This window comes from Ramlibacter sp., assembly GCF_036383835.1.
Taxonomy (GTDB): Bacteria; Pseudomonadota; Gammaproteobacteria; order Burkholderiales; family Burkholderiaceae_C; genus Ramlibacter.
Window position 1 is genome coordinate 19,483 of record NZ_DASVNN010000120.1, and the last position, 25,559, is coordinate 45,041.

The window sequence follows — 25,559 nt, forward strand, 5'->3', positions numbered from 1 at the left end:
ATAATCCGACGGCTTTTCCTTCCCATGCCCGAACTCCCCGAAGTCGAGGTCACGCGCCTCAGTTTTGCCGAGCGCATCGCCGGCGCGCGCATCGAGGCGGTGCGCGTGGGCAAGCCGCTGCGCTGGCCGCTGGGCATCGCGCCGGAGCGCCTCGTGGGCCGCATCGTCTCCGGCGTGCGCCGCCGCGGCAAATACCTGCTGGTGGACCTGGATCGCGGCGTGCTGCTGATGCACCTGGGCATGTCCGGCAGCCTGCGCTTCGACGCCGCGATGCCGGAAGCGGCTTTGCACGACCACTTCGACCTCGTGACCGACCGCGGCGTGCTGCGCTTGAACGATCCGCGCCGCTTCGGCGCCATCGTCTACGCGGAGAGCGAGTCCGCACCCGAGGCGGCCAAGCTGCTCGGCGGCCTCGGCGTCGAGCCCCTGGGGGAGCACTTCGACCTCGATGCCTTCCACGCCGCACTGAAGAAGCGCAAGGCGCCGATCAAGCAAGTTCTCCTTTCGGGTGACATCGTGGTCGGCGTCGGAAACATCTATGCATCCGAAGCGCTGTTCCTCGCCGGCATCCGGCCCACGGTGTCGGCTGCGCGCATCACCCGTCCGCGGGCGGCGCGGCTGCAGGAAGCGATCCGCGACGTGCTCGCGCGCGCGGTCACCAAGGGCGGCAGCACCCTGCGCGATTTCTCCAATGCACAGGGCGAATCGGGTTACTTCCAGCTCGAAGCCATGGTCTACGACCGCGCCGGCGAACCCTGCCGCGTGTGCGGAACCCCGATCCGGATGATCCGGCAAGGCCAGCGCGCGACGTATTTCTGCGCACATTGCCAGAAACACTGAAGGCAAATGATGAGCAGGAGAGGGCCCGATGCTATATTCAGTTACGAGGCCAGGGAACAAAGTGGGTACATCCTTCAACGAGCAGTTCGACCAGCACGGCGCATGGCGGCGCGAATTCGCCTTGCGTCTCAAACTGCTGTCGGAATGGCTGAAGGACCATGACCTGATGGATGCCGGCGTCGAGGAACGGCTGCGCCGCCTCGAAGGCCAGATGCGCTCGGACAAGGTCATGGTCGCCTTCGTCGCCGAGTTCTCCCGCGGCAAGTCGGAGCTGATCAACGCGATCTTCTTCGCCGGCTACAAGCGCCGCATCATGCCCGCCAGCGCCGGCCGCACCACCATGTGCCCGACCGAGCTGGGCTACGACGCCGAAGTCCCGCCCTGCCTGCGCCTTCTGCCGATCGAGACGCGCCTGCAGACGCAGCCGCTGATGGAGTGGCGCATGGTGCCGGACAAGTGGCACCGCATCGACCTGGACGTCAACGATCCCGGGCAGCTCTCCCAGGCCTTCGAGAAGGTCTCCGAGATCCGCCGCGTGACGGTGGAAGATGCCAAGGCGCTGGGCTTCTGGCACGAAGACAGCCCCGAGGACAACCCGATGGTGGGCGCCGACGGCCTGGTCGAAGTGCCGCGCTGGCGCCATGCCCTGATCAACATCGCCCACCCGCTGCTCAAGCAGGGGCTGGTGATCCTGGATACCCCCGGCCTCAACGCGATCGGCGCCGAACCGGAACTGACGGTCAACCTGATCCCGCAGGCGCACGCGGTCGTCTTCATCCTGGCCGCCGACACCGGCGTGACCAAGTCCGACCTCGCCATCTGGCGCGAACACCTGATCGCCGAGGAAGACGGCGATGGCGGCGGCGCCTCGCGCCTGGTCGTCCTGAACAAGATCGACACCATGTGGGATGCGCTCAGCACGCCCGCACAGGTGCAGTCGCAGATCGAGCGCCAGCGCCGCACCACCGCCGACCTGCTGGGCCTGCAGGACCAGCAGGTGATCCCGGTGTCGGGCCAGAAGGGCCTGGTCGCCAAGGTCAACAGCAACGCCGAACTGCTCAAGGCGAGCAACCTGCCCGCGCTGGAGCACGCGCTGGCCAATGGCGTGATGGGCGAGCGGCAGAAGATCCTGAACTCCGCAGTCTCCACCAACATCGCCGAACTGCGCACCGAGGCCACCCGGGGGCTGGGCATTCGCCGCCGCGACCTCGCCGAGCAGATGGTGGAGCTCAAGGGGCTGCGCGGCAAGAACATCCAGGTCATCAAGCACATGCGCGCGCGCATCGAGCAGGAGCAGGCCGACTTCGACGCGAGCGGCGCCAAGATCCATGCCGTGCGCTCGGTGCACCTGAAGCTGCTGCGCGACGTGTTCACGCTGCTGGGCACCGCCACGCTGAAGTCGGAAATGCAGGAGCTCACCGACGCCCTGCGCACCCCCGGCCTGAAGCTGGGCGTGCGCAAGGCCTACGCCAAGACCTTCGATCGCTTGCGCGAAGGATTGCGCAAGGCGGAAAAGGTGAGCGGCGAGATCCAGACCATGCTGACGGGGACCTTCCGCCAGCTGAACGCCGAATACGGCTTCTCGCTGCAGGCGCCGCGCGAGCCGGACCTCGCGCGCTACGAGCGCGACCTCGACCTCGTCGAGCGCAGCCACAACCAGTACCTGGGCGTGAGCAACGCGCTGCGCCTGGCGCAGCCCGAATTCGCCGATCGCCTGGTGCGCGCGCTGGCCACCCGCCTGCGCGTGATCTACGAATCGGCGCTGGGCGAAGTGGAGCTGTGGAACAAGTCCGCCAGCGCGCAGCTCGATGCGCAGCTGCGCGAGCGCCGCCGCAACTTCGGCCGCCGGCTGGAGGCCATCGAACGCATCCAGCAGGCCGCCAGCGGCCTCGACGACCGCATCACCGAGATCGCGTCGCAGGAAACCGCGCTCGACGTGCTCGACGCCAAGCTCGCCGAGCTGACCTCGCACCTCACCAGCACGTCGATGGCCGCGTCCAATGCGGCCGCGGTGCAGCCCGCGCTCAAGACGGCGTAAATGGATCTCCCGGCCGGCTTTGCCGGCCGCGTCGTGCGCTGGCAGCGCACGCACGGCCGCAACTCCCTTCCCTGGCAGAACACGCGCGAGCCGTACCGCGTGTGGCTCTCCGAGATCATGCTGCAGCAGACGCAGGTGGCCGCGGTGCTCGGCTACTACGAGCGTTTCCTGGCGCGCTTTCCCGACGTGCAGTCGCTCGCCGCGGCGCCGCTGGATGACGTGCTCGCGTTATGGAGCGGCCTGGGTTACTACAGCCGCGCGCGCAACCTGCACCGCTGCGCGCAGATGGTGATGGAGCAGCACGGCGGCGCCTTTCCGCGCACGGCCGAAGTGCTGCAGACGCTGCCCGGCATCGGGCCTTCGACGGCGGCGGCGATCTCCTCCTTCTGCTTCGGCGAGCGCGCCGCGATCCTGGACGGCAACGTCAAGCGCGTGCTGACGCGCGTGCTGGGCTTCGGCGGGGATCTCGCGCTCGGCGCCAACGAGCGCGCCTTGTGGGATCACGCGCGGTCGCTGCTGCCCGCGCGCGAGCTGCGGGAGAACATGCCGCGCTACACGCAGGGGCTGATGGACGTCGGCGCCACCGTGTGCGTGCCGCGCAATCCGAGCTGCCTGCTCTGCCCGGTGCAGGAGCAGTGCGTCGCGGCGAAGCAGGGCAATCCGCAGGACTATCCGGTCCGGACGCGCAAGTTGAAGCGCACGGCGGAGTCGCTCTGGCTGCTGCATGCGCAGGCCGGCGACGGATCGGTGTGGCTGCAAAAGCGCCCCACGCCGGGCGTGTGGGCCGGGCTCTACTGCCTGCCGGTGTTCGGCAGCCGCGATGCGCTGGAGGAAGTGCTGCCGGCCGCGGCACGCAGGAGGCTGCGCGACGTCGAGCCCTTCGTGCACGTGCTGACGCACAAGGACCTGCACCTGCATCCGGTGCAGGCGGTGGTGCCGCCGGAGTGGAATGCGGGCGAGGGGCAGTGGTTCGGCGCGGGGCAGTGGCCGGGGCTGGGATTGCCGGCGCCGGTGCGGAAGTTCCTCGAGAACGCAGGCTGAGTGCTGGGGTTCGGTAGGGTGGGCAAGCTTGCTTGCCCACCGTCGGCCGATGGTGGGCAACAAGTTGCCCACCCTGCAAGCCCACCGTCACGCCCTACGCCTTCCCCAGCTCCCGATGCCGCTTCAGCGTCGTCCACCGCTGCCCGAACTCCTCCGCCAGCCGCTCGACCAGGTACACCGACCGGTGCTGGCCGCCGGTGCAGCCGATCGCCACCGTCACATAGCTGCGGTGGTTCCGCGCCAGCGGCTCCAGCCAGTGATCGAGAAAGGCCGCGATGTCGGCGTACATGTCGTCGACTTCCGGGATCTCCTGCAGGAATTCCACCACCGGCGCATCGAGCCCGGTCAGGTCGCGCAGCTCGGGCTCGTAATGCGGGTTGGGCAGCATGCGCACGTCGAACACGTAGTCGGCATCGACCGGGATGCCGCGCTTGAACGAGAAGGACGCGAACACCAGCGTCAGCGACGCGAGCGGCGCCGACAGCAGCCCCTTCACGTATTCCTGCAGCTGCGCCGCGCGGATCACGCTGGTGTCGATCACGTGGGCGCGCTCGCGCAGTTCCGCCAGCAGCTCGCGTTCCAGCTCGATCGCTTCCACCAGCGCGCGGTGCTGGTCGACGCCGGTTTCGCCGGCGGCCTCGGACAGCGGATGGCGCCGCCGCGTTTCCGAGAAGCGGCGCACCAGCGTCTCGGTGGCGGCGTCGAGGAACAGGGGGCGCACGGCGATCCCGCGCTGCACCAGCTCGCCCAGGTGGCCCGGCACCTGCGGCAGCGAGGTGGCGGTGCGCACGTCCATGGCGATGGCGACCCGCCGGCGCGCGTTCTTCTCTTCCAGTTCGACGAAGGACAGCAGCAGTTCCGGCGGCAGGTTGTCGACGCAGAAGTAGCCCGCGTCCTCCAGTGCGCGCAGCGCCACCGACTTGCCGGAGCCGGACATGCCGGTGATGAGGACCAGTTCCATCGGCATGCGGCGCTCCTCAGCTGCCCGCCGCCGCGGCGTCGCCGAGCATTTCCTTGGCGTGCGCGAGCGTCGTGCCCGACAGGCGTTCGCCACCCAGCATGCGGGCGACTTCCGCCACGCGCTTCTCGCCCTCGACCGGCGCCACGCTGCTGCTGACGCCGCCGGCCTGGCTCTGCTTGGCCACCACCAGGTGGTGGTCGGCGCAGGCGGCCACCTGCGGCAGGTGCGTGACGGCGAGCACCTGGCGGTCGCGCCCCAGCTGCTTCATCAGGCGTCCCACCGTCTCGGCGACGGCGCCGCCGACGCCCGAATCCACTTCGTCGAAGATCAGCGTCTGCGCTTCCCCGATGCGGCTGGTGGTGACCGCGATCGCCAGTGCGATGCGCGAGAGCTCGCCGCCCGAAGCGACCTTGCCCACCGGCCGCGGCGTGCTGCCCGCGTGGCCCGCGACCAGGAAAGCGATCTCTTCCAGTCCGAAAGCCGTGGGCGTCTCCAGCTTTTCCAGCGCCACTTCGAAGCGGCCGCCCGTCATGCCCAGGCCCTGCATCGCCTGCGTCACGGCCTTGGAGAGTTGCGGCGCCGCCTTGGCGCGCGCCTTGGACAGCGCGCGGGCTTCCGCCAGGAAAGCCTCGTGCTCCTTCTTTTCCGCCGCTTCCAGCGCCGCGAGGTCCGCGGCGGCGTCGAGCTTCTTGAGTTCGTCCTGCCAGGATGCGAGCAGGCCCGGCAGCTCCGGCGGCGTGCGCTTGTAGCGCCGTGCGAGCGAGAGCCAGGAGGACATGCGTTCGTCCAGTTCGGCGAGCCGCTCCGGTTCGAGGTCGGTCTTGCGCAGGTACGCCTGCAGCGAATGCGCGGCGTCTTCCATCTGCGCCAGGCTGGAGGCGAGCACTTCGCCGATCTCGCGGAACTGCGGCTCCAGGTGTTCCTGCCCGCGCAGCGTGTCCACCGCCTGCGACAGCGCCTTGCGCGCGCCGCCCTCGTCGCCATCGAGCATTTCCTGCGCGGATTGCGCCGCATCGAGCAGCGCCTGCGCATGCGACAGGCGCGTGTGGCTGGCATTGAGCTCGTCCCACTCGTCCTGGCCCGGCGCCAGCTTGTCGACTTCGCCGACCTGCCAGGACAGGCGCTCGCGTTCGCGCTGCAGCGAGTCCTGCGCGCTGCGCGCGTCGGCCAGCGTCTTCTGCGCCGAGCGCCAGCCGGTCCACAGCTGCTGCAGCTTCGAGGGGTCGAGGCCGGCGTAACCATCGAGCAGGGCGCGCACCGAGGCGGGCCGGGTGAGGCTTTGCCAGGCATGCTGGCCGTGGATGTCCACCAGGTGCTCGCCGACCTCGCGCAGTTGCGTGGCGGTGGCGCTGCTGCCGTTGATCCAGGCGCGGCTCTTGCCCTGGCTGTCGATGCTCCGGCGCAGCAGCAGGCTGTCTCCGGCCTCGAATCCGGCTTCCTCCAGCCAGGGCAGCAGGGCGGGCGGGAGGTCGAATTCGGCACTGATTTCGGTGCGGGCGGCGCCTTCGCGCACCACGCTGGCTTCGGCGCGGGCGCCCAGCGCGAGCTGCAGCGCGTCGACCAGGATGGACTTGCCCGCGCCCGTCTCGCCCGTCAGCACGGAGAAGCCGGCGTCGAGATCGAGCTCCAGCTCGCGGACGATGACGAAATCGCGCAGGGCGATGCGTTTGAGGCTCATGGCGTCAGCGGGGCGCCCTCGTTCCAGTGCAGTTTCTTGCGCAGGGTGTCGAAGTACGTCCACCCCTTGGGATGGAGGAATCGTACCTTGTGCTGCGAACGGCGCACCGTGATGCGGTCGCCGTGCATCAGCGAGGCGAGCGACTGCATGTCGAAATTGGCACTGGCATCGCGGCCGGACACCAGTTCGATCGTGATCTCCACGGCGTCGGGCAGCACGATCGGGCGGTTCGACAGCGTGTGCGGCGCGATCGGCACGAGCACATAGCCAGGCAGGGCCGGATGCAGCAGCGGGCCGCCGGCGGACAGCGCATAGGCGCTGGAGCCGGTGGGCGACGCGACGATCAGGCCGTCGGCGCGCTGGTTGGCGACGAAGTGTCCGTCCACCTCCAGGTTCAGTTCCAGCATGCCGGAGGTGGCGCCGCGGTTCACCACGACGTCGTTCATCGCCAGGGCATCGAACACCGCCTGGCCGTCGCGCACCACGTTCGCGTGCATGAGGGAGCGGTGGTCCTCGTCGTACTCGCCGGCCAGCATGGGCGGCAGCACGGTGCGGAACTGGTCCAGCCGGATGTCGGTGATGAAGCCCAGCCGACCCTGGTTGATGCCGATCAGGGGGACGCCGTGCCGCGCGAGCTGGCGGCCGATGCCCAGCATCGTGCCGTCGCCGCCCACCACCAGGCCGAGATCGCACTGCGTGCCGATCGCCACGACGTCCGCGGTGGGGTAGCCGGTCAGGCCCGCATTGGCGGCGGTGTCGCGTTCCACCACCACTTCGCAGCCTTGCGACGACAGGAACTCCGCGATGTCCTCCAGGGCGGCGCGCGTCGACGCCGCCAGCGCGGGCGCCGCCGTGGTCTGGTACTTGCCGAACAGGCCGACCTGCCGGAAGATGGATTTCATCGGCAAATTACATCACAGGCCCCTCGGGCGGCAATGCGGATTCGGGCACATCGGCTGGCAGTGGCGGGAGGAACGTCACTAGAATGGCCGAGGGAAGTGCCATGAAGCTCGACGACCGCGCCAAGCTGCTGCTGAAAGCCCTCATCGAGCGCTATATCGACGAGGGCCAGCCCGTGGGCTCGCGTACCCTGTCGCGCGCGTCCGGGCTCGAGCTGTCCCCGGCCACCATCCGCAACGTGATGTCGGACCTGGAGGAACTGGGGCTGGTCGCCAGCCCGCACACCTCCGCCGGCCGCATCCCCACCGCCCGCGGCTACCGCCTCTTCGTCGACACCATGCTCACGGCGCGCCGCGACGACTTCGCCGCGCCGGTGCCGCTGCCGGCCGACCAGCCGCAAAGGGTGATCGCGCAGGCGGCGCAGATGCTGTCGAACATGTCGCAGTTCGTGGGCGTGGTGGTGGCGCCGCGCCGCAGCTCCGTCTTTCGCCACATCGAATTCCTGCGCCTGTCGGAGCGCCGCTTCCTGGTGATCATCGTGTCGCCGGAAGGAGACGTGCAGAACCGGGTGGTCCACACGGCGGCCGACTACACGCAGTCGCAACTGGCCGAAGCCGCCAATTACCTCAACGCGAACTACAGCGGACTCGCCATCGAGGAGGTGCGCGAGCGCCTGAAGAACGAGGTGGAGCAGCTGCGCGGCGAGATCGCCACGCTGATGCGGACGGCCGTGGAGGCCAGCACCGAGGCGCTGAAGCAGGAACAGGAAGAGGTGGTGATCTCCGGCGAGCGCAACCTGCTCGCCGTGAGCGACTTCGCCAGCGACATGTCGCACCTGCGGCACGCCTTCGAGCTGTTCGAGCACAAGACCCAGCTGATGCGCCTGCTCGACGTCTCCAGCCAGGCCGACGGCGTGCGCATCTACATCGGCGGCGAAAGCCAGATCGTCCCCTTCGAGGAACTGTCCGTGGTGAGCGCGCCTTACGAGGTGGACGGCCAGGTGGTCGGCACCCTCGGAGTGATCGGCCCCACCCGCATGGCCTACGACCGCATGATCCAGATCGTGGACATCACCTCGCGGCTGGTGAGCAATGCGCTGAGCCACAAGGGGTGAGCTCATCGTCACCCCCGCGAAGGCGGGGGCCCAGGGCTCCCGCTTTCGATCCCTACAATCACCCGGCGGGCCGTTAGCTCAGTTGGTTAGAGCAGGGGACTCATAATCCCTTGGTCGCTGGTTCAAGTCCAGCACGGCCTACCAGTCACCACTCAATAGCGCCGGTAGCTGCTGTCGGCCCAGCCGCGGTCGCTGTAATACCGATGCGGCTCGAAGATCTGCGGTTCGGGCCGGCCGCGATAGGCGAAATCACGGTCTTCCACGCCGGAGTTGCCCAGCCTGGCGCTTACGTTGTGCGAGCCGCTCTTGAGGATGCCGTTGGCGCGGAAGAAGTGCTCCGGGTTGTCACCACGGCGGATCACATAGCTACCCACGTAGACGCCCGGGCGCACTTCGGTCATCGAGGCAAGGGTCAGTTCCCCGGGAATCTGGAAGTACGCATTGACGCCGGGGGTGCCCACCATGCGAAAGCGCAGCTCGTTGCCCGGCCGGAAATCGCCCTCGTCACGCATATCGAAGCGCTCGATGCGCAGGGCCGGCGCGGCATGGGAAGGGGCGACGGCATACCGATGTTCGGCGGCGGCCGGTGTGGCGACGCCGAGCGTTCCAACGGCGGTGAGCAGCAGGGCGGCGGCGGTAGTGAAGGTGCGGACAGAAGAGTTCATGAAGTCCCCTCGGTAAAAACGATGCGATGCAAGTACTTTAGGCAACGGGCCATGAACGGCCGCTGAACCGCCGACGCCTGCCCTGCCGGGCGATTTCTCGTTCGGGTCTTCCCGGGGTCCTACCCTGCGAACCGTGACAAACTGCCGCCCCCCGCCCCCACGGGATTGGCGGCTTTGACGGCCCGCTTGGTTTTTGCAACTCTTTGACACCTTTTGTTGCGAAGGGTCCTGCCATGAAGGCCATCCAGTCGTTGGGAGTCGTCGCGAGGCTCGCTGCCTCCCTTTCCGTCACCGTGCTGCTCGCCTCTTGCGGCGGCGGCGAATCGCCGGAGGGCCAGTGGTACGGGCAGCTGGCGCCGGACCGTCAGCTGGCGGGCGTCGTCCTGGGCGACGATAGCTACTACGTGCTCTATTCGCGTCCGGGCGAGGAAACGCTCGCGGGCGTGTTGATCGGCAAGGGTGCGATCGGCCAGGGGATGACGTCGACGTCCAGCGCGACCGATTTCAATTGGGAAGTGCCGGTGGCGCGCGCCGCCGAGGTCAAGCTCGAACTGAATCCTCGGAAGATGGCGGTCCAGGGCACGGTCAGGCTGGACGGCACGCCGCCGCGCAAGCTCTCGGCCCGCCACGACGCCGAGGCGGCGTATGCGGACAGCATCGCTCCCATCGTCGGCCGCCACACCGGCACCGTGGTGTTCGCGCTCGGTCCGCGTCCGGGCACGACGTTCAACGTGTATGCGAACGGCGCGGTCACCACCGAACTCAATGGCTGCAAGATCGTGGGCCAGGTCAGTCGGCGCCAGGACGAGGCGGCGTACGACCTCGTTATGAGGCTGGGCGCCTATCCCTGCTTTGCACCTGGCGCTCCGTTCTTCGGTGTCGCGTGGTATCGCGAAGACCAGAAAAAGCTTTATGCCGCGGTGGCCTTGCCCGCCGCGCTCGGCAAGCAGGCCATCGGCTTCGTCGGTACGAAGCAGTAACTACTTCTCGCGCGCCTGCGGCCGCGGCTCACCCGTGAGCCGCAGGTGCTCTTCCAGCAGGTGCTGGTAGGTGCAGCGGCTTTCCGGTTCGTGCGGGAGGCGGGCCACGGCTTCGGCGAGACGGTGTTCGACGACGCGGCGGTTGATGCTGGCCCGCAGGGTGTCGGTCCAGCCGGACAACGGGTGAATCATGCGGTGGGGCTCATTGCAGGAGGGTCTCGGGCGACGGGCTCGAGGGCTTGCGGAACACGACCTCGCCCGAAGGCACGTGCACGACCTCGATCACCGAGCCGGGCGCCGTCACGCTCTTGGCCGCGAGCGACACGGCCAGGTTGCGGTCGGGGACGATCATATGCTGCCTGCCTGGCGGCCACAGCGCGCCTGAAATGGGACTGCTGCTCTGGATGCGGTAAGCGCCCTTTTCCATTTCTCCTCCATCGGCGGTCTGCGCAGGATCGAAGCTCAGCGCGAAACGCGGTGTAGGACAACTTCGCCGCCTTCGCGAGTGTCCACTTCGGTCTGATCCGGATCGGGAGGTGCGGTTCCATCGTGCCGTGATGCACCGCAGCGAAGCCACTGCCGGCGTGGACAAAAGGGCCGGGCCGTGAACGCTGGTGTAATCGGCGAATGTCCGACGCCCACCTCACCCCCGAGCTGCTGGCCCAGCTGCGCAGCTGGGAAGGCCGCAGCGAAACGCTGCACGACGAGATCACCGCGGCGCCCGTGCGCAATCTCTCCGCGACGCTGGACCGTGACGATCCGCTGCCCGCGCGCGGCACCGAGCTGCCGCCCCTGTGGCACTGGCTCTACTTCCTGCCCGGTCATCGCCAGGGCGAGATCGGCGTCGACGGCCACGCGAAGCGCGGCGGCTTCCTGCCGCCGGTGCCGCTGCCGCGCCGCATGTGGGCCGGCGGCCGCCTGCAGTGGCACGCGCCGCTGCGCGTCGGTGACGAAGTGGAGCGCAAGTCCACCATCGCGTCGGTCACGCACAAGGCGGGCCGCACCGGCGACCTCGTGTTCGTGCTGGTGCGGCATGAGGTGAGCAACGCGCAGGGCGTCGCGCTCACCGAGGAGCACGACATCGTGTACCGCGCGGCCGCGCAGCCGGGCGATCCGGTGCCGGCGCCGCAGCCCGCGCCCGGGGATGCGGCGTGGTCGCGCGAGATCGTGCCCGACGACGTACTTCTCTTTCGCTACTCGGCGCTGACCTTCAACGGCCATCGCATCCACTACGACCGCAAGTACGTGACGGAGGTCGAGGGCTACCCGGGCCTGATCGTGCACGGCCCGCTGATCGCGACGCTGCTCGTCGATCTCGCGCGCCGTCAAACGTCCGGCGCGAAGCTGGCGAGTTTCAGCTTCCGTGCCGTGCGGCCCACCTTCGACCTGCATCCCTTCCGCGTGAACGGGCAGCCCGCCGCCGACGGCAGGAGCGCGCAGCTCTGGGCGCAGGACCACGAGGGCTGGCTCACGATGCAGGCCGAGGCCACTTTCCGCTGAACCCATGAAGACCCGCATTCCCACACCCGATGCGCACCAGGACATGCGCGAAGCCCTGCGCGACCTGTGCGGCCGTTTCGATTCCGCCTACTGGCAGAAGGTCGATGCCGACCGCGGCTATCCCGAAGCCTTCGTCGACGCCCTCACCGAGGCCGGCTGGCTGGCCGCGATGATCCCCGCCGAATACGGCGGCTCGGGCCTCGGCCTCACCGAGGCTTCGGTCGTGATGGAGGAGATCAACTTCTCCGGTGGCAACGCCGGCTCCTGCCATGGCCAGATGTACAACATGGGCACGCTGCTGCGGCACGGGTCGCAGGAACAGAAGAAGCAGTACCTGCCCGGCATCGCCAGCGGCAAGCTGCGGCTGCAGTCGATGGCCGTGACCGAGCCCACGACCGGCACCGACACCACGCAGCTGAAGACCACCGCGGTGAAACAGGGCGACCGCTACGTCGTCAACGGCCAGAAGGTCTGGATCTCGCGCATCCAGCACTCGGACCTGATGATCCTGCTGGCCCGCACCACGCCGCTCGCGCAGGTGAAGCGCAAGAGCGAGGGCATGAGCATCTTCATCGTCGACCTGCACCAGGCGATCGACAACGGCATGACCGTCAGGCCGATCCCGAACATGGTGAACCACGAAACCAACGAGGTGTTCTTCGACAACCTGGAGATCCCGGCCGAGAACCTGGTCGGCGAGGAAGGGCAGGGCTTCAAGTACATCCTCGACGGGCTCAACGCCGAGCGCACGCTGATCGCGGCGGAATGCATCGGCGACGCCTACTGGTTCGTCGAAAAGTCGCGCCGCTACGCGAGCGAGCGCGTGGTGTTCAACCGCCCGATCGGGCAGAACCAGGGCGTGGCCTTCCCGATCGCCGACGCTTACATCGAGACCGAGGCGGCCAACCTGATGCGCTTCAAGGCCTGCTCGCTGTTCGATGCCGGCCAGCCCTGCGGCGGCGAGGCCAACATGGCAAAGTACCTCGCGGCCAAGGCCTCGTGGGAAGCCGCCAACACCTGCCTGCAGACGCACGGCGGCTTCGGCTTCGCGCACGAATACGACGTCGAGCGCAAGTTCCGCGAGACCCGCCTCTACCAGGTGGCTCCGATCTCGACCAACCTGATCTATTCCTACGTGGCCGAGCACTTGCTCGGGCTGCCGAGGTCCTTCTGATGACGCGACCTTTGGATGGCATCACCGTCGTGTCGATCGAGCACGCGATCGCCGCGCCCTTCTGCACGCGCCAGCTTGCCGACCTCGGCGCGCGCGTGGTCAAGATCGAGCGTCCCGGCAGCGGCGACTTCGCCCGCGCCTACGACAGCAGGACGAAAGGACTGGCTTCGCATTTCGTCTGGGTCAACCGCTCCAAGGAAAGCCTCACGCTGGACCTGAAGCAGCCCGAGGCGATGCAGGTGCTCGCGGACCTGCTCGCGCGCGCCGACGTCCTGGTGCAGAACCTCGCACCCGGCGCCGCCGAGCGCATGGGGCTCGGTTACGCGCAGCTCTCGGAAAAGCATCCGCGACTGGTCGTATGCGACATCTCGGGCTACGGGAACGATGGCCCGTATCGCGACAAGAAGGCCTACGACCTCCTGATCCAGAGCGAGGCGGGCTTGCTGTCGGTCACCGGCACGCCCGAGGAACCGAGCAAGGCCGGCATTTCGATCGCGGACATCGCCGCCGGCATGTACGCGTACTCCAGCATCCTGGCCGCGCTGCTGCAGCGTCAGCGCACCGGCCGCGGCTCGCACGTCGATGTGGCCATGCTGGAGGCGCTGGGAGAGTGGATGGGCTTTCCCATGTACTACGCCTATGAAGGCGCGGAGCCGCCTCCGCGCAGCGGCGCCGCCCACGCGACGATCTATCCGTACGGCCCCTTCGCCGCCGGCGACGGCAAGACGGTGATGCTGGGACTGCAGAACGAACGCGAGTGGAAGATCTTTTGCGACAAGGTGCTGCTGCAGCCGGGACTCGCGACCGACCCGCGCTTCGAGAGCAATGCCCGCCGCAACGAACACCGGCAGGCGCTGCAGCAGATCATCCTGCAGGTCTTCGGCCAGCTCACGGCCGGACAGGTGATGGAACGTCTCGAAGCTGCGCAGATCGCCAACGCGCACGTCAACGGCGTCGGCGACCTGTGGCGGCACCCGCAGCTGCTGGCGCGCGGACGCGTCGCCGAAGTGGAGTCGCCTGCGGGGCCCATCGCGGCGCTGCTGCCTCCCGGCGTGCACAGCGGATTCGACTACCGCATGGACGCGATCCCGGCGGTCGGCGAACACACCGAGGCGATCCTGCGTGAACTGGGGCGCGACGCGAAGGCCGTTGCCCGCCTGCGCGGAAGCGGTGCTTGCTGACGATGCGGCGCACGGCCGCGGGACCCCGCAAGCCCGAAAAGTCGCAAGGCCGGGAAGAGGCCTCCAGAACCCTGCTATACTCCGAGGCTTCGCGGCTGTAGCTCAGTTGGATAGAGTACTTGGCTACGAACCAAGGGGTCGTGGGTTCGAATCCTGCCAGCCGCACCAGAATTTCGGTTCTAGATCAACGGGTTAGATGTTCAGGCATCTAGCCCGTTTTTCTTTGTGCGTGACTTTGTGCGTGACTTTTCTTCTCCGCTTCCGAGACTCAGCCGTTCACGACCCGCAGCAGGGTCGTCCGGTCCGCTGACTTCTTGACGCAGTTCGCCGCCTCCACCAGCCTGGCCACCGTGGCCGTGGCGTAGTGCTGCGGCATGCCCTCGATCGCGTGGCCCAGCAGTAGCGCGCGGTCTTCCTCGCTGACCCCGGCGTCGCGCAGGCGCTGCCCGAAGGTGTGCCTGGCGTCGTGGATCCGGAACTTCGGCAGCTTGGCGGACGTGCGCGCCTCCTGGAACGCGGTGTTGTTCATGGTTCCCACCCTGTGGAACTCCATTGCAGGCGGCCGATCCTTGTGCACGGTGCGCTCGCGGCGGTAGACGAAGACGAATTCGTCATGGCGGCCGCGGTGGCGCTGCACGATGTGCCAGGCCGTGTCGTTGGGGATCAGCACGTGCTTCCTGTTGGTCTTGTAGAACTCGGGCGGGATCACGAACACACTGCGCTGCAGCTCGGGGACTTCAACCTCCCACTCCCAGCGCAAGCCGCACACGTTCTCGTCGCGCGTGCCGGTGTTCAGGGAGAACTCCAGCATGTCCGCGTTGAGCGAGGGCAGGTGCGGCAGCAGCTGCGCCTGTTCGCTCCACGAGAGCGGGTAGGGCTCGCGCTTTTGCGCAGCCTCGTCCAGCATTTCGATCAGCGGCGGCGCCGACAACCAGGGCCTGCCATCCTCGCGCCACACGCGTGCAGCGCGGTTCATGACGGTGCGCACCACCTCGAGCGACCGGTTGATGGTGGCGTTCTTCACGCCGTCGTCCAGTCGATCTAGTTTGAAATCCTCGAGGCTGTCGTTGCAGACATCGCCCATCGGCTGGGTGCCGATGTACGGCAGCATCAGCTTCACGTGGTACGCGATCAGCTCCAGCGTGCGCACCTTGCGCTGCTGGCATTCGATCAGGTACTTCCGCGCGCCATCTGCCCACAGGCGTTCAGCACCTCGTCGACCTTCGTTTTCGAGCTCCCGGTCGATTGCGTCGCGTCTTGCCTGCAGCTGCTGCTCCGCTTCGGCCTGGCTGATTTTGCCGAGCCGCTCGAAGATGCGCCTTCCCTTGTAGCCCTGGTCGAGGGTCCTGCTGCCATCGGGGGCAAGCTGGATTCCCCTTGTCCGGGTTCGCATGGTTGTTCTCCTTTCCGTTGCGGGCCCGGGCGTCCATGCGAGGCTTTATACCCGTCGGCGATCTCGTCGAGCTCCAGCCGGTCGAAGGCCAGGCTGTGCGGGCCGAGCCAGATCTCGGTCAGGCGCGGCCGCACCTCGGCATCGAACTTGTTGCGGTCCAGCCCCAGGTACCCGGGGGCGTTCAGGTACCGCACGAGGCGCGGCTGGATCTGCTGGATGCTCACGCGCGGGCCTTCTGCTGCGCAGCGCGCTCCATGAGCATGTTGGCCACCAGCACGATCCCGTTCTCGATGGCGGCCGCTTGGCGCGCGAGGAGCTGGCGCTGGAAGGGGAAGCGGGCCCGCGCCGCTTGATTGCGCAGGCGGCGCGCGCGCACGGCAGCCTCCATCGCGGCCACGGCGATGCGGTGTTCGTCGGCCGCCCGCGAGGAGAGGAGCCCGGTGCTCATGGCTTGTCGCGGCCACCCGTGGCCAACCGCAGGTGCGTCACGTCGCCGTCGGCGTTGAAGAGGGTCCACGCCGGATAGAAGAAGCGTTTCCCGGTCTCGATCATCTTGCACAGGTAGCCTCTGCGATAGTGCACCTCGCCGGTGTCGTGCTCGGTCATCAGGTACCGACCGAAGGATGCCATCACCACCACGGCATTGCCGCGGATGTCGACCAGGCGCGCGCCGATTAGGTGCCCCATGAAAGGCTCGCCCTCGTCCTCCGGCAGCGGAGCGGCCTGCTGCCGCGGCGGCGCGGCTTCGATGAGCTTCTGCCGGCGGTAGGCCTGGAGGCCCACCACGCCGGAGGGGTACCGGCCGCGGCGGGCCGGGTTCTGCACCGGAGCGGGCGCCCCTGGGAAGGCGTACACCCGGCCGTGCGCAGCTGGCTGCATCGCGGCTCCCCTCGTCCGAGTCTCGGTCATTCCGCCGCTCCGGACAGCACCTCGCGCAGCTGGTCGAGGTCGGTCTCGTCTTCGCTGAGCGCGTCGAAGGCGACGTCGGCAAGGCGGGCCGCGCGCAGCAGCAATGCCTTCAGCACCGAGTGGTCCTCCGGCATCATCGCGCGCGCGCCTTCGCCGGCCACGATCTCCAGCGCCTTCTGCAGCAGCGGATCGATGTCGATGGTGGCGAAAAACGCGATCTCCTTGCGTTCCGGCATGAGGGCGTCCGGCGTGGCGTCGGTCGTGGTCGCGTCGGTGCTGGCGCAGCCAGCATCGCCATCCAACCGCTCGATGCAGGCGCTGGCGAGCAGGCGGCCTGCAGAGCGCTTGGGCGTCACCTCCACCACCTTTGCCAGGATGGCGCGCATGTTGTGCACGTGCGTTTCGAGGGTCGCGGTCGGCACGCCCGTGCGCATCCCACGCACCGCAGGCCAGAAGTCCTCGTGCAGTTGGCTCACCAGATCGGAAGCCTCGTCGCCGATGCTCCCGAGCTCCTCCAGTGCCTCGGTGTAGTAGTTCAGGTGGCTCAACGCTTCAGCGATGGCCGTGCGCCTCGGGTCGTCGAAGGTGGGCGGGTCGACGATAACCTGCCAGTCGGCCTCGAACTCCGGGCCCTTGCGCACGTCGTCCGGATTGGCGCCAGCCTGCGCTGGCTCGGTCTCCGGCGCAGGCTGGCTCTCGACAATGGGGGTGGTCGCAACAGCCGGGGCGGCCTCGTTCGAGTAGGTTTCGATGCGGCCGATCAGGTCGAGCAGCTCGGCGTTGAAATTCGTGATGCTGGCCACCGAATTTCCCGCGGGCAGGTGCTTACTCGTGGCGGAAATCTCGGCGTGCGCCAGGCGGAGAGAATCGAGCACCACCTGCAGCGCGGCACGCGCTTCGCTCAGAACGATGGTCCCGGTCATGTCGGCCGCCGCACTGCGTGCCTGCTCGATTCGGCCGTTCTTGTCCGACCATTTGAAGTTGCGCAACTTGAACACGCGCTCGGAGATCTCTCCCAGAAAGACGGTGTTCGGGTCGTCGTTGGACATGTACAGCACGTCGGGACCGCCGTGAATCTCCTCGAAGGTGATCGAGCGGAATTCGCCTCCGTCCTCCTCTGCGTGTTCTGCAACGAACGACGACAGCGATGCGGCGAAACCGTCCTTGAAGGCAGCGCTCCGGCCTTCGAGCGAGAAGAACGGTCGCACGAATCTGTTCTGCGCCACCGCCGGTCCGCGGTAACCCGCCTGAATTTCGGCTGCGTCACCGTCCTGTTCGCGAACCTCCGCGCCTCGTCCCAGCATGTCGGCGCAGTGCCGCACGCCGGCCATGAATTGGTCGCGATAGGAGGTTTCCTCGCCGCCGGGCGCAGCGGTAACCGACGATTGCCATGCAGCGGCGTCGAAGGTGCCCGGGCCGATGCAGGCCTCGGCCGTCAACTTGCGCAACTCGTCGGGGCCGTAGGGGACGACGTCGGAAGAGGGCAGGCCCGCAGCAATCAGGCCCGTGAGCGCGTGGGCGAAACCGATCCGCCAACCGGGGTGCGCGTCGAGCAGCGCAAGGGCATCCATCGTCGGCTGCAGGTTCAGCTCCACGCCGATCGGGCGATATTCGCGCTCCAGAAAGCGGTGATCCTTCGGGATCTTCTCAATGGCAGCCATGAGGTCGCAGAGGACCTCCTTACCACGCTTCCAGTCAGGGGGTGCTTCCGCGCTGCTGGAGTCGCTGGTGCCGTAGGGCGGCCGCGGGGGCTGTTGAGCCGGCGCCGGAGAGGCCGCGGTTGCGCGCTCGCGTGCATGGGTGAGAGAATCCATAGGTCAGTCCTTTCGCTTGCTAGGCAGGGGGTTGATACAGAGCGCCGAGGAGGTCAGAGCCCTCGGCGTTCGCCTTTCTGTAGTGACTTGCTCAGGTCGAGGGTTCGTGCGGCGTTGGGCCCTGCGGCCGCAGGAGCGCGGCCCGGAGGACGGCGACGATCTGCCCGTTGAAGCTGCGCTCCTGCTGCTTGGCCGCCTCGTGCACGGCGGCATGCACGTCGGGGGGCAGTCGAATGGCTGTCGCCCTGTACTCCTGCTTCACACGTCGGGTAGTCATGATCACCGCCGAAGGGTTGGAATATGACTACTCTATGCCAAGTCGGCATGCATGCCAAGTCGGCATAATGACCCGTATGCCAAGTCGGAATATGATGCTTGGCATGGCGGAGCAGAGGTACCCAAGCGAGCTGGCCGGGCGATACATCGTCCGGTTCCCGGAGGGCATGCGGGAACAGATCGCTGCTGCGGCAAAAGGCAACAACAGAAGCATCAATGCCGAAATCATCGCCCGGCTGCAGGCAGCCGAGCGCCTGCTCGTCGAGAGCCAAGAGTCCAAGCAACGTCTCGCCGTATTGCGGCAACAGGTAGAGGACGCGAAGGCCCGTGCGACCAAGGCGGAGAGCGATACAAGGTACTGGAGCAAGACCGTCCCGGAGCTACGCGCCGAAATTGAGGATCTCTCCCGCCGCCTTGTGGACGCGAAGGTGGTCCAGAATCGACTCACGGAGGAGCGGGACAAGCTGAGCGCGCTGATCGAGAAAGAGCGTGCTCGTTCGGACGACCTGATCAGACAGGTGCGCACAGTTTCAGAGCAGAAGACGACCCCCGCCCCGCACGGAGGGGCTCTGGATCTGCGACATGCACTACAGCTGCAAATTGGATCTGTGCAGATGCAGTCCGAGGTGCTCGCGATGCGCGCCGAGGTAATCCGGCTCCGCGCGGAAAATCTTCATGCGAGACATCAAGTGATCGCCTCGGAGGTGGACGCGATAGTCAAGGCGGCCAAAACAGACGATGACTTCGCGCGCGCGGAGGCCAAAGTCTCGGAGCTCCGTCGTCTGGAGCGGGCCTTGCCAGAGGTAGGTCGAGAACTGCAGGTCGTGATCGCAGAGCGAGACGCCCTGGTCAAGCGGCTGGACGACATGCGGGAACTCCTAACTAGCAAAACGCGGGACCTGGAAAGTCGTATGGAGGAATATCTCCTCCGCCAGACGCCCGAGAAGCGCCAAGAGTTGCTCGCGAAGAGGGCAGAGGTGCCTTCGTTTTTCGACACCACCGAAGTGGTCGAAAACGACCCCTACCAAGCGCCGCCCGGCGCAATCGCTGCCCAGGACGACTCCGAGCGACCTCAGGTCAAACGAACATCTGCCAAGACAAGCGCAAAGAAGGGAGGCCGCTGATACAAGCTGCCATGGACGCCTGCTCCGGAGAATCTCATGAACCAGCGAACCTTTATCACTCCCGAAGATGCCGCAGAACTGCGGCATCTCACTGTTGAATACGAGCGCGCGTTTCTGCACGCAGTTGCTCTTTTGAAGACTGGTGGAGAGTCTTTCACTGGAGAAAGGCTTCGCCTGTTTCTCGAAGCCGACGCAAAGACCGGTGAGATCGTCCGCCGCATCAAAGAAATCCAGGGAACGGCGGGACTGTCTTGGGACGCTTAGAAGGCGCGGGAGAGAAGTAAGCCTTAAAGACTCCGCTGGTCGGTGGATGTCACTGTGCGTCAGGGGCCGCAGGATTGAGGTTCGAACTCACTCATCTGCAGGCCCGACATGACCTTCACGCGGATCAACGACATTACTTTTACTGCTGCCGCAGACGCAGTGCTCGCCGGATGGCGCCCACAATCGCAGTTTTCAGCGGAAGAGAACCGTGTGTTCTGTGCTGCCTGCCAGCGCAACGAAATTGTTGTCTTTCCGGGTGTGAGCAGCTTGTTCGTCGTGGTCGTCCGCCAGTGGGAGTTAGGCTCCAATTACGAGAAGATCACTGTCCTTCTCGACTTGGTTCCGCAGCAGCCCGCGCTCCAGGTAGTGTGAGAGCCCCTCTCACGCGGCCAGCGCGAACCTCTCGTCCTCCGCCGCGAGCTGCTTGATCGTAGGCACTTCCTTGGCGATGGTCTTCGCCACCGCCTTCTCCGCCATCTTCAGGTCGTAGGCCAGCTGCAGGTTCAGCCACGACTCCGCGTCCCCACCGAAGAAGCGCGCCAGGCGCAGTGCCGTGTCCGGCGTCACGCCGCGGCGCTCCAGGCAGATGTCGTTGATGCGCGCCGGCGGCACGCGCAGTGCCTTCGACAGCGCGTGCGGCGTGACCCCCAGCGGCTTGAGGAATTCCTCCAGCAGGATCTCTCCTGGGTGGATCGCTCGCATGCCGTTCTTCATCATGTTGCCCTCCATGGCTATGACGTTCAGTGGTAGTCGACGATCTCGACGTTCTCCGGGCCCTTGTCGGTCCAGATGAAGCACACCCGCATCTGATCGTTGATGCGGATGCTGTGCTGGCCAGCGCGATCGCCGGTCAGCAGCTCGAGGCGGTTACCGGGTGGCGATCGAAGGAAGTCCAGCGTCGCCGCGCTGTCCAGCATCTGGAGCTTGCGTTCTGCAACGGCTCGGATGTTCGCGAACCGCCTGGACTTGCCAGTCTCGAACAGCGCCTGCGTGTCGGCGCAGTTGAAGGACTGTATGGCCATGGGTGCATGGTAGCACGTTTACCGGTAATCGGTAAACAGGAAATCGGAAGTTCGGAACTCTGGACGTGCTGAAATTCGGTTGCCGACCTACTCGTCAGCCTCCGCTTTGAGCAACTCCCACACCTCAAGACCGAACGCGCCCGCGATCTTCTCCACCTGAGCGAGGGTAGGTGAGGGCGTCCTACCGGTCTTGCCAGCCTGGCGCTGGCCGGGGTTCAGGCAGTTGCTGATCGTCTTCTGGTTCACGCCGGCGGCCGCGCCGACTTTCACCTGGGTGTTCAGATCCGGTCTCTCCTGCATGAGGCGGCGCAGATTGGCGGCCAAGACTTCGGTGACGGGCGTGGACATACTGCCGAGTATCCCTAAGTTTCCTAGGAAATCGTTCCTTGACATGCAGGAAACATTTCCTGAGAATGCGGAGCTATGGTCACCACACTTCCCGATAGCGTCTCCGCCACCGAGGTGAAGGTGCTGCTCGTCAGGTGCCGCGGCGACTGGCCGGAGATCTCGTACCAGGCGAAGGTCAGCCACTCCTGGATCTCGAAGTTCGTCAACGGCCACATCACCAACCCCGGGTATCGCACGCTGCTGGACCTGCGGGAATTTCTGCTTGCGAGGGAAGCCGGGCAGCAGTCCCGCGGGCCCGAGGCGGGCTGACGCCATGAGCGAGGAGCTGGCTATCGGGGCGTTGCTGGCGTTGGCGCCCACGCGCGCCGAGGCCGACATCGCCTGGAAGCGCACCTGCAACTGGCCGTCGCCCCATGCCATCAGGAGGCGCGTCGTCGCGATGGTGAGGGACTGCATCCCTCCGGGCCGGGTGTTCAGGCTCGTGGCGGTCCGGAAGCTGCTGTGCAAGGGCGAAGCGGTGGTCATGCAGCCACTGTCGACGGCTGAGCCTGGAAGTGCTCGCAAGAACGTCGAAGCGAACTTGCGGCGGCTTCGGCCCGCTTGCGTGGAGGCGACATGCCGCCGGATCTGACGCCGCAGCAGCGCGCCCGCAAGAACGAGCAGGTGATCCTGCACGCGCTGGCCGACACCGGGCAGAGCGAGGTCGCCCGCGCGATGGGCGTCGCGGAAAGCACGATCAGCCGGTTCAAGGACGGCGGCATCGGGCAGGCCGCGCAGCTGCTTGCGCACATTGGGCTGAAGGTGGTTCCGGCGGGCGTGCAGTGCTTCGATCCCGTGTACGTGGAAGCGCTGCGCGAGCTGGCGAAGCACGGCGTCGATCACGGGCCCCGCTCGGTCGACTGGAGCGACGTCCAGTGACGCCCGACCAGGTTTCCGACGTGCAGTGGGGCCGGTCCGTTAGGTCCCGCGAAGGCACAGCACACGCCACTTTGGACGATGGGCTGCAGGGCCCGGCCCACGTGTCCGGCGCAGGCACCTATCGGGCGTCGGACGTGGACTACATGGAGCATTCATGACGAAGACGAGCCAGTGGGCCGAAGGCCTCGGCGCGGCCTGTGACGACAGGATATTCCTGCCGACGCTGAAGGCCTGGAACGAGGGCATGGACGTTCCGTTGCGCGACCCGCGCGCGCCGATGAAGCCGGGCCTGTACCTGACGGACATCCCGATCAACCGCGGCGCGATGGCCGCGGCGAAGTTCCTGCGCGGCGCCGGCGTGGACAACCCGCAGGCGTACCTGTGGCGGGTGATGCACCTGGGCGAGATCCTGCGTGCAGCTCCGGCGCTTGGGCTCGGCGAGCTGGTGCGCGACGACGAGGTGCACACCGCGTTGCTGCGCGCCGCGGCGGTGGCGAAGCTGGCGACACGCCCGGCCGACGCGATCGGCTCCACCGAGGACTGCCCGGTGTTCGACCTGGCCGACGTCGCGGCCAAGACCCGCGAGTTCCTCGCAGCGGAGGAGGCCGCCGGGTGAGCTTCGACGCCATCAGGTGGGCGCTGGGCCAACCCATCAAAAAATCGTCGGCCAAGTTCGTCTTGGTCGCGATGGCCGATTGCGTGAACGCGGAAGTCGGCGGCCACTGGACCTGCTGGCCCTCGTATCGGCACCTCGCCGCGCGCACTGGCCAGGACCCCAAGACCGTCGAAACGGCGGTGAAGTGGCTGCGCGACGAGGGCTACATCCTGGACACGGGCGAGCGGCAGGGGCGCACCGGTGGCGTGGTGGTGTACCGGCTGAACACCACCAAAAACGGGGTTGCTTTGCCGTCACCTGAGCCTCGTCAGCTGCCCGATGCAAGCGCCGGAAGCACCCCCGAAAACGGTGGCACTTCGACCACAAGCAACCCCACATTTGGGGTTACTACACGTGGCGAAAGCGACCCCGTTTTTCCGGCAAGCGACCCCGTTTTTCCGGACAAGCGACCCCAATTTTCCTTGGAAGCGACCCCAAAAACGGGGTACGGAATCAGTAAAGGAACCAGGAAGGGAACCAGTAAGGAATCAGGGAAGGCGGCACCCACCACATCGATTCCTGACGTGCCGGACGACTTGGTCAGCGACTGGCAAGCAGTGCGCAAGGACAAGCGTGCCGGTCCTCTCACGGCCACGGTGATTGCCGGCCTGACCCGCGAGGCTCGAAAAGCCGGCGTCACCGTTGCCGAGGCCGTCCGCGCGTGTTGCGAGTTCGGCTGGCAAGGATTCAACGCCGGCTGGTACGCCCAGCGCGTTGCCAAGGGCCGCGCCAGCGCGACGAGACACACCGGCTTCGACCAGACCCTCTACGAAGGAGCTCCCGATGGCAGCATTCCAATCCCACCATGACGACGAGCAGCAGCGCCAGGCGCACTGCGAAAAACACGGCGCCTACACGAGCCACCGGATCGACTACATGCGCGATCGCTGGACCGGCTGCACGAAGTGCGTGGAGGAGGAGCACGTTGCCCAGAAGGCGAAACAGCTGGCCGCCGAGAAGGAGGACCTCCGCAGGAGACGAATGACCTTCAGCGGGCTGCAGGGCAGGTTCGCAGAGGCGACGTTCGACAACTTCAAGGCCACCACGGCGGAGCAGCGCGCCGTCTTGAACGCCTGCCGCGACTTCGCGCGGACGGTGACCTGGAACTCGGGATCGGGGCTGTGGCTGATCGGCCCTCCCGGTACCGGCAAGACGCACCTGGCCAGCGCGGTCGTGCGGCACGTCATCGAGGAGCGGGACGCCACCGCAGAGATCTACACGTCCCGCGAGATCATCCGCAAGCTGCGCGCGATGTGGGGCAACCGTGGCGGCCGCGAAGACCGCGACTGGCTCGATCGGCCTCAGACCGAGGAAGCGATGATCGACGACCTGGGCCGAACGCCGCTGTTGGTGATCGACGAAGCCGGCGTGGGGTTCGGTACCGAGGCGGAGATGGTGCAGCTGTACGACGTCGTCGACCTGCGCTACAAGCTGCGCCGGCCGACTGTGCTGGTGTCCAACCTCGCCGCCGAGGATCTGAAGACCGCGCTGGGTGACCGAGCGTACGACCGCCTGCGTGAGGGCGCGAAGATGCTGACGTGCAAGTGGAAGAGCCACCGCGGCGCGCCGCCCAGCCCCCACGGACTCGAGGCGGTGAAGTGACGGCACCTGTCCGCGAACTCACGACAGCGGCGGCCACGCATCGACCCATTCGCGCAGCTGGTGCCAGACGGCGCGCAGCAGCGGGTACGCCGGCGCGGCTCGAAGCAGCCGATCCCACCACGACGGGGCGGCCGGAGTGCAGCAACTGCGGTGCGGGCGGTTTTTCTTTCCCATCGGAGCTTCCTTTCGATGCGCGAAGCGTGCCCCCGGAGCCGGCGGCAGGCACGGTGAAACGCTTCACCCCCCTTGACACCGGCCCGATTGGTCGTGCGGCTTCGCCCATGAATCGGACTATCCCGCCGGAGTCGGTCGATAAGTGCACGCCCCTCTCGCCGTCGCGCGCGCGCATTTGCCCCGGCTCCGACGAGCCTTGCGGAGGTGCGCCGATGAAGCGATTTGTGCCCAAGGGCGGCGGCGCCGCGCCGAGACCGCAGCTACGCAAGATCCACTGCCCGGTCTGCGCCAGCTTGGTGAACGAGGCCCGCGGGGACCGCTTCATCTTCAGCTGCGAGGCGGGCGGGGCGCTCGAGAACAGCACGGGCCATGCGCTGCGCAACGCTGTCTACCGCGCGGATCCGCCACGACAGCCCCCGCGAGCCTCCCCGGAATTGGCGGACTACCTGTGGTGCCCGAACTGCACCGCAGCGATGGACGACTACGACGAGCGCGGCCGCGAACTGCGCTGCGCCGGCTGTGGACTGAGCATTCCCTCGGCCCTGCAGGTGGGGCTGATCGCGTTCAAGGAGGACCACCGCAAGCCGGATAGCGAGGCGTGGAACGAGGAATGAAGACGAACGGAGGAACCGCATGCAACTCGCCCTGGGACTCTGTCCAATGAGCTCCATCGCCCGCCAGCCATCGCGCCAGCCCGACCCCCGCCAGGCGCTGCGCAAGCGCGTGTGGCTGCTGCTGTACGCCGAGGGCGGTTGGTGGACCGCCGAGGAAATCCAGCGCCACCTGCATATGGACTCGCCGATCTGGAACGCGCTGGCGGAGATGGTGCGCGACGGCTTTCTCGTTCGCAAGCGCGAGACGACCGTCGACCAGGAGCTGAGCGTGCGCTACGGCGTGGGAGCCAAGTGCAAGTTTCCTCGCGGGCTGATCGTCGACGAGGTGCAGCAGTTGCTGATGCTGGCCGTCGGCAAACGAGCTTGAAGGGCCA

35 protein-coding genes and 2 tRNA genes are annotated in these 25,559 nt (G+C 67.0%); 21 read left to right on the forward strand and 16 right to left on the reverse strand.

The window, feature by feature from the left end; translation table 11 throughout:
- Positions 1-24 precede the first annotated feature (24 nt).
- The 3 genes from mutM (at position 25) to mutY (ending at position 3,919) form a co-directional block, all read left to right on the forward strand.
- The gene (gene mutM / locus VF522_RS18860; RefSeq protein ID WP_330909851.1) at positions 25-840 is read left to right on the forward strand and encodes a bifunctional DNA-formamidopyrimidine glycosylase/DNA-(apurinic or apyrimidinic site) lyase; all 816 of its coding nucleotides are present in this window, start codon (positions 25-27) and stop codon (positions 838-840) included.
- A gap of 61 nt (positions 841-901) precedes the next feature.
- Positions 902-2,878, forward strand: a complete 1,977-nt coding sequence (locus VF522_RS18865) for a dynamin family protein (protein ID WP_330909852.1) — start codon at positions 902-904, stop codon at positions 2,876-2,878.
- On the forward strand, positions 2,879-3,919 hold the full coding sequence (gene mutY / locus VF522_RS18870; protein WP_330909853.1) for an A/G-specific adenine glycosylase: 1,041 nt from the start codon (positions 2,879-2,881) through the stop codon (positions 3,917-3,919).
- A gap of 94 nt (positions 3,920-4,013) precedes the next feature.
- On the opposite strand, the gene rapZ is transcribed toward mutY, so the two are convergent.
- Genes rapZ through VF522_RS18885 form a run of 3 tightly spaced genes read right to left on the reverse strand, consistent with a single transcriptional unit; the run spans position 4,014 to position 7,460 of the window.
- Positions 4,014-4,886: an RNase adapter RapZ gene (rapZ, locus tag VF522_RS18875; RefSeq protein ID WP_330909854.1), complete on the reverse strand. Its 873-nt coding sequence runs from the start codon at positions 4,884-4,886 to the stop codon at positions 4,014-4,016.
- Positions 4,887-4,896: 10 nt separating this feature from the next.
- Positions 4,897-6,558: a DNA repair protein RecN gene (gene recN / locus VF522_RS18880; protein WP_330909855.1), complete on the reverse strand. Its 1,662-nt coding sequence runs from the start codon at positions 6,556-6,558 to the stop codon at positions 4,897-4,899.
- Positions 6,555-7,460, reverse strand: a complete 906-nt coding sequence (locus tag VF522_RS18885; RefSeq protein ID WP_330909856.1) for an NAD kinase — start codon at positions 7,458-7,460, stop codon at positions 6,555-6,557. Before VF522_RS18885 ends, recN begins: the two co-directional genes overlap by 4 nt.
- Before the next feature lie 101 nt (positions 7,461-7,561).
- Between VF522_RS18885 and hrcA the strand changes: the two genes are divergently transcribed.
- Entirely contained in the window at positions 7,562-8,572 is a 1,011-nt protein-coding gene (hrcA, locus tag VF522_RS18890; protein ID WP_330909857.1) for a heat-inducible transcriptional repressor HrcA, read from the forward strand.
- Between the two features lie 67 nt (positions 8,573-8,639).
- A tRNA-Ile gene (locus VF522_RS18895) sits at positions 8,640-8,716 on the forward strand.
- Between the two features lie 8 nt (positions 8,717-8,724).
- On the opposite strand, the gene VF522_RS18900 is transcribed toward VF522_RS18895, so the two are convergent.
- A complete protein-coding gene (locus VF522_RS18900) occupies positions 8,725-9,237 on the reverse strand; it encodes a hypothetical protein (protein WP_330909858.1) in 513 nt (170 codons plus the stop codon).
- A 233-nt stretch (positions 9,238-9,470) separates the two neighbouring features.
- Between VF522_RS18900 and VF522_RS18905 the strand changes: the two genes are divergently transcribed.
- Entirely contained in the window at positions 9,471-10,217 is a 747-nt protein-coding gene (locus tag VF522_RS18905) for a hypothetical protein (protein WP_330909859.1), read from the forward strand.
- Here the strand turns inward: VF522_RS18905 and VF522_RS18910 are convergent, their stop codons facing one another.
- Together VF522_RS18910 and VF522_RS18915 are read right to left on the reverse strand one after the other, a co-directional pair.
- On the reverse strand, positions 10,218-10,409 hold the full coding sequence (locus VF522_RS18910) for a hypothetical protein (RefSeq protein WP_330909860.1): 192 nt from the start codon (positions 10,407-10,409) through the stop codon (positions 10,218-10,220).
- Between the two features lie 10 nt (positions 10,410-10,419).
- Positions 10,420-10,569: a hypothetical protein gene (locus tag VF522_RS18915; protein ID WP_330909861.1), complete on the reverse strand. Its 150-nt coding sequence runs from the start codon at positions 10,567-10,569 to the stop codon at positions 10,420-10,422.
- 275 nt (positions 10,570-10,844) lie between these two features.
- Here VF522_RS18915 and VF522_RS18920 point away from each other — a divergent pair, with 275 nt between their 5' ends.
- From VF522_RS18920 to VF522_RS18935, 4 genes are all read left to right on the forward strand, one after another.
- Positions 10,845-11,717, forward strand: a complete 873-nt coding sequence (locus VF522_RS18920) for an FAS1-like dehydratase domain-containing protein (RefSeq protein WP_330909862.1) — start codon at positions 10,845-10,847, stop codon at positions 11,715-11,717.
- Between the two features lie 4 nt (positions 11,718-11,721).
- Positions 11,722-12,891: an acyl-CoA dehydrogenase family protein gene (locus VF522_RS18925; RefSeq protein ID WP_330909863.1), complete on the forward strand. Its 1,170-nt coding sequence runs from the start codon at positions 11,722-11,724 to the stop codon at positions 12,889-12,891.
- Complete coding sequence (locus VF522_RS18930; protein WP_330909864.1) at positions 12,891-14,072, forward strand: CaiB/BaiF CoA-transferase family protein; 1,182 nt, start codon at positions 12,891-12,893, stop codon at positions 14,070-14,072. Before VF522_RS18925 ends, VF522_RS18930 begins: the two co-directional genes overlap by 1 nt.
- 91 nt (positions 14,073-14,163) lie before the next feature.
- Positions 14,164-14,240, forward strand: a tRNA-Arg gene (locus VF522_RS18935).
- Between the two features lie 100 nt (positions 14,241-14,340).
- On the opposite strand, the gene VF522_RS18940 is transcribed toward VF522_RS18935, so the two are convergent.
- The 6 genes from VF522_RS18940 to VF522_RS18965 form a co-directional block, all read right to left on the reverse strand.
- Positions 14,341-15,222, reverse strand: coding sequence for a tyrosine-type recombinase/integrase (locus VF522_RS18940; protein WP_330909865.1), 882 nt, complete (start codon positions 15,220-15,222; stop codon positions 14,341-14,343).
- 20 nt (positions 15,223-15,242) lie between these two features.
- Positions 15,243-15,689 carry a hypothetical protein gene (locus VF522_RS18945; protein ID WP_330909866.1) on the reverse strand — a complete coding sequence of 149 codons (447 nt, stop codon included), beginning with the start codon at positions 15,687-15,689 and terminating at the stop codon, positions 15,243-15,245.
- On the reverse strand, positions 15,686-15,913 hold the full coding sequence (locus VF522_RS18950; RefSeq protein WP_330909867.1) for a hypothetical protein: 228 nt from the start codon (positions 15,911-15,913) through the stop codon (positions 15,686-15,688). The genes VF522_RS18945 and VF522_RS18950 overlap by 4 nt, the downstream gene beginning before the upstream one ends.
- Positions 15,910-16,344, reverse strand: a complete 435-nt coding sequence (locus VF522_RS18955) for a hypothetical protein (protein WP_330909868.1) — start codon at positions 16,342-16,344, stop codon at positions 15,910-15,912. The genes VF522_RS18950 and VF522_RS18955 overlap by 4 nt, the downstream gene beginning before the upstream one ends.
- Positions 16,345-16,370: 26 nt before the next feature.
- Positions 16,371-18,035 (reverse strand): hypothetical protein, encoded by a 1,665-nt coding sequence (locus tag VF522_RS18960; RefSeq protein ID WP_330909869.1) that lies wholly within the window; start codon positions 18,033-18,035, stop codon positions 16,371-16,373.
- Between the two features lie 244 nt (positions 18,036-18,279).
- Positions 18,280-18,465 carry an Arc family DNA-binding protein gene (locus tag VF522_RS18965; protein ID WP_330909870.1) on the reverse strand — a complete coding sequence of 62 codons (186 nt, stop codon included), beginning with the start codon at positions 18,463-18,465 and terminating at the stop codon, positions 18,280-18,282.
- A gap of 103 nt (positions 18,466-18,568) precedes the next feature.
- Between VF522_RS18965 and VF522_RS18970 the strand changes: the two genes are divergently transcribed.
- The 3 genes from VF522_RS18970 (at position 18,569) to VF522_RS18980 (ending at position 20,224) form a co-directional block, all read left to right on the forward strand.
- Entirely contained in the window at positions 18,569-19,588 is a 1,020-nt protein-coding gene (locus VF522_RS18970; RefSeq protein WP_330909871.1) for an Arc family DNA-binding protein, read from the forward strand.
- A gap of 36 nt (positions 19,589-19,624) precedes the next feature.
- Entirely contained in the window at positions 19,625-19,852 is a 228-nt protein-coding gene (locus VF522_RS18975; protein WP_330909872.1) for a hypothetical protein, read from the forward strand.
- 108 nt (positions 19,853-19,960) lie between these two features.
- Positions 19,961-20,224: a hypothetical protein gene (locus tag VF522_RS18980; RefSeq protein WP_330909873.1), complete on the forward strand. Its 264-nt coding sequence runs from the start codon at positions 19,961-19,963 to the stop codon at positions 20,222-20,224.
- Positions 20,225-20,233: 9 nt separating this feature from the next.
- Here VF522_RS18980 and VF522_RS18985 read toward each other — a convergent pair whose 3' ends face one another.
- From VF522_RS18985 to VF522_RS18995, 3 genes are all read right to left on the reverse strand, one after another.
- Positions 20,234-20,569 carry a HigA family addiction module antitoxin gene (locus tag VF522_RS18985; RefSeq protein WP_330909874.1) on the reverse strand — a complete coding sequence of 112 codons (336 nt, stop codon included), beginning with the start codon at positions 20,567-20,569 and terminating at the stop codon, positions 20,234-20,236.
- 23 nt (positions 20,570-20,592) lie between these two features.
- Complete coding sequence (locus VF522_RS18990; protein ID WP_330909875.1) at positions 20,593-20,874, reverse strand: type II toxin-antitoxin system RelE/ParE family toxin; 282 nt, start codon at positions 20,872-20,874, stop codon at positions 20,593-20,595.
- A gap of 87 nt (positions 20,875-20,961) precedes the next feature.
- Entirely contained in the window at positions 20,962-21,222 is a 261-nt protein-coding gene (locus VF522_RS18995; RefSeq protein WP_330909876.1) for a helix-turn-helix transcriptional regulator, read from the reverse strand.
- 75 nt (positions 21,223-21,297) lie between these two features.
- Here VF522_RS18995 and VF522_RS19000 point away from each other — a divergent pair, with 75 nt between their 5' ends.
- From VF522_RS19000 to VF522_RS19025, 6 genes are all read left to right on the forward strand, one after another.
- A complete protein-coding gene (locus tag VF522_RS19000; RefSeq protein WP_330909877.1) occupies positions 21,298-21,531 on the forward strand; it encodes a hypothetical protein in 234 nt (77 codons plus the stop codon).
- Between the two features lie 4 nt (positions 21,532-21,535).
- Entirely contained in the window at positions 21,536-21,853 is a 318-nt protein-coding gene (locus VF522_RS19005; RefSeq protein ID WP_330909878.1) for a hypothetical protein, read from the forward strand.
- On the forward strand, positions 21,838-22,140 hold the full coding sequence (locus tag VF522_RS19010; RefSeq protein ID WP_330909879.1) for a CII family transcriptional regulator: 303 nt from the start codon (positions 21,838-21,840) through the stop codon (positions 22,138-22,140). The genes VF522_RS19005 and VF522_RS19010 overlap by 16 nt, the downstream gene beginning before the upstream one ends.
- A 154-nt stretch (positions 22,141-22,294) precedes the next feature.
- Positions 22,295-22,756, forward strand: a complete 462-nt coding sequence (locus VF522_RS19015; protein ID WP_330909880.1) for a hypothetical protein — start codon at positions 22,295-22,297, stop codon at positions 22,754-22,756.
- Complete coding sequence (locus VF522_RS19020; protein WP_330909881.1) at positions 22,753-23,604, forward strand: helix-turn-helix domain-containing protein; 852 nt, start codon at positions 22,753-22,755, stop codon at positions 23,602-23,604. Before VF522_RS19015 ends, VF522_RS19020 begins: the two co-directional genes overlap by 4 nt.
- Entirely contained in the window at positions 23,579-24,397 is an 819-nt protein-coding gene (locus VF522_RS19025) for an ATP-binding protein (protein ID WP_330909882.1), read from the forward strand. The genes VF522_RS19020 and VF522_RS19025 overlap by 26 nt, the downstream gene beginning before the upstream one ends.
- An 18-nt stretch (positions 24,398-24,415) precedes the next feature.
- Here VF522_RS19025 and VF522_RS19030 read toward each other — a convergent pair whose 3' ends face one another.
- A complete protein-coding gene (locus VF522_RS19030; RefSeq protein ID WP_330909883.1) occupies positions 24,416-24,571 on the reverse strand; it encodes a hypothetical protein in 156 nt (51 codons plus the stop codon).
- Between the two features lie 212 nt (positions 24,572-24,783).
- Here VF522_RS19030 and VF522_RS19035 point away from each other — a divergent pair, with 212 nt between their 5' ends.
- Both VF522_RS19035 and VF522_RS19040 read left to right on the forward strand, forming a co-directional pair.
- Positions 24,784-25,185, forward strand: a complete 402-nt coding sequence (locus tag VF522_RS19035) for a hypothetical protein (RefSeq protein WP_330909884.1) — start codon at positions 24,784-24,786, stop codon at positions 25,183-25,185.
- A 19-nt stretch (positions 25,186-25,204) separates the two neighbouring features.
- Positions 25,205-25,552, forward strand: coding sequence for a hypothetical protein (locus VF522_RS19040; protein WP_330909885.1), 348 nt, complete (start codon positions 25,205-25,207; stop codon positions 25,550-25,552).
- Positions 25,553-25,559 lie beyond the last annotated feature (7 nt).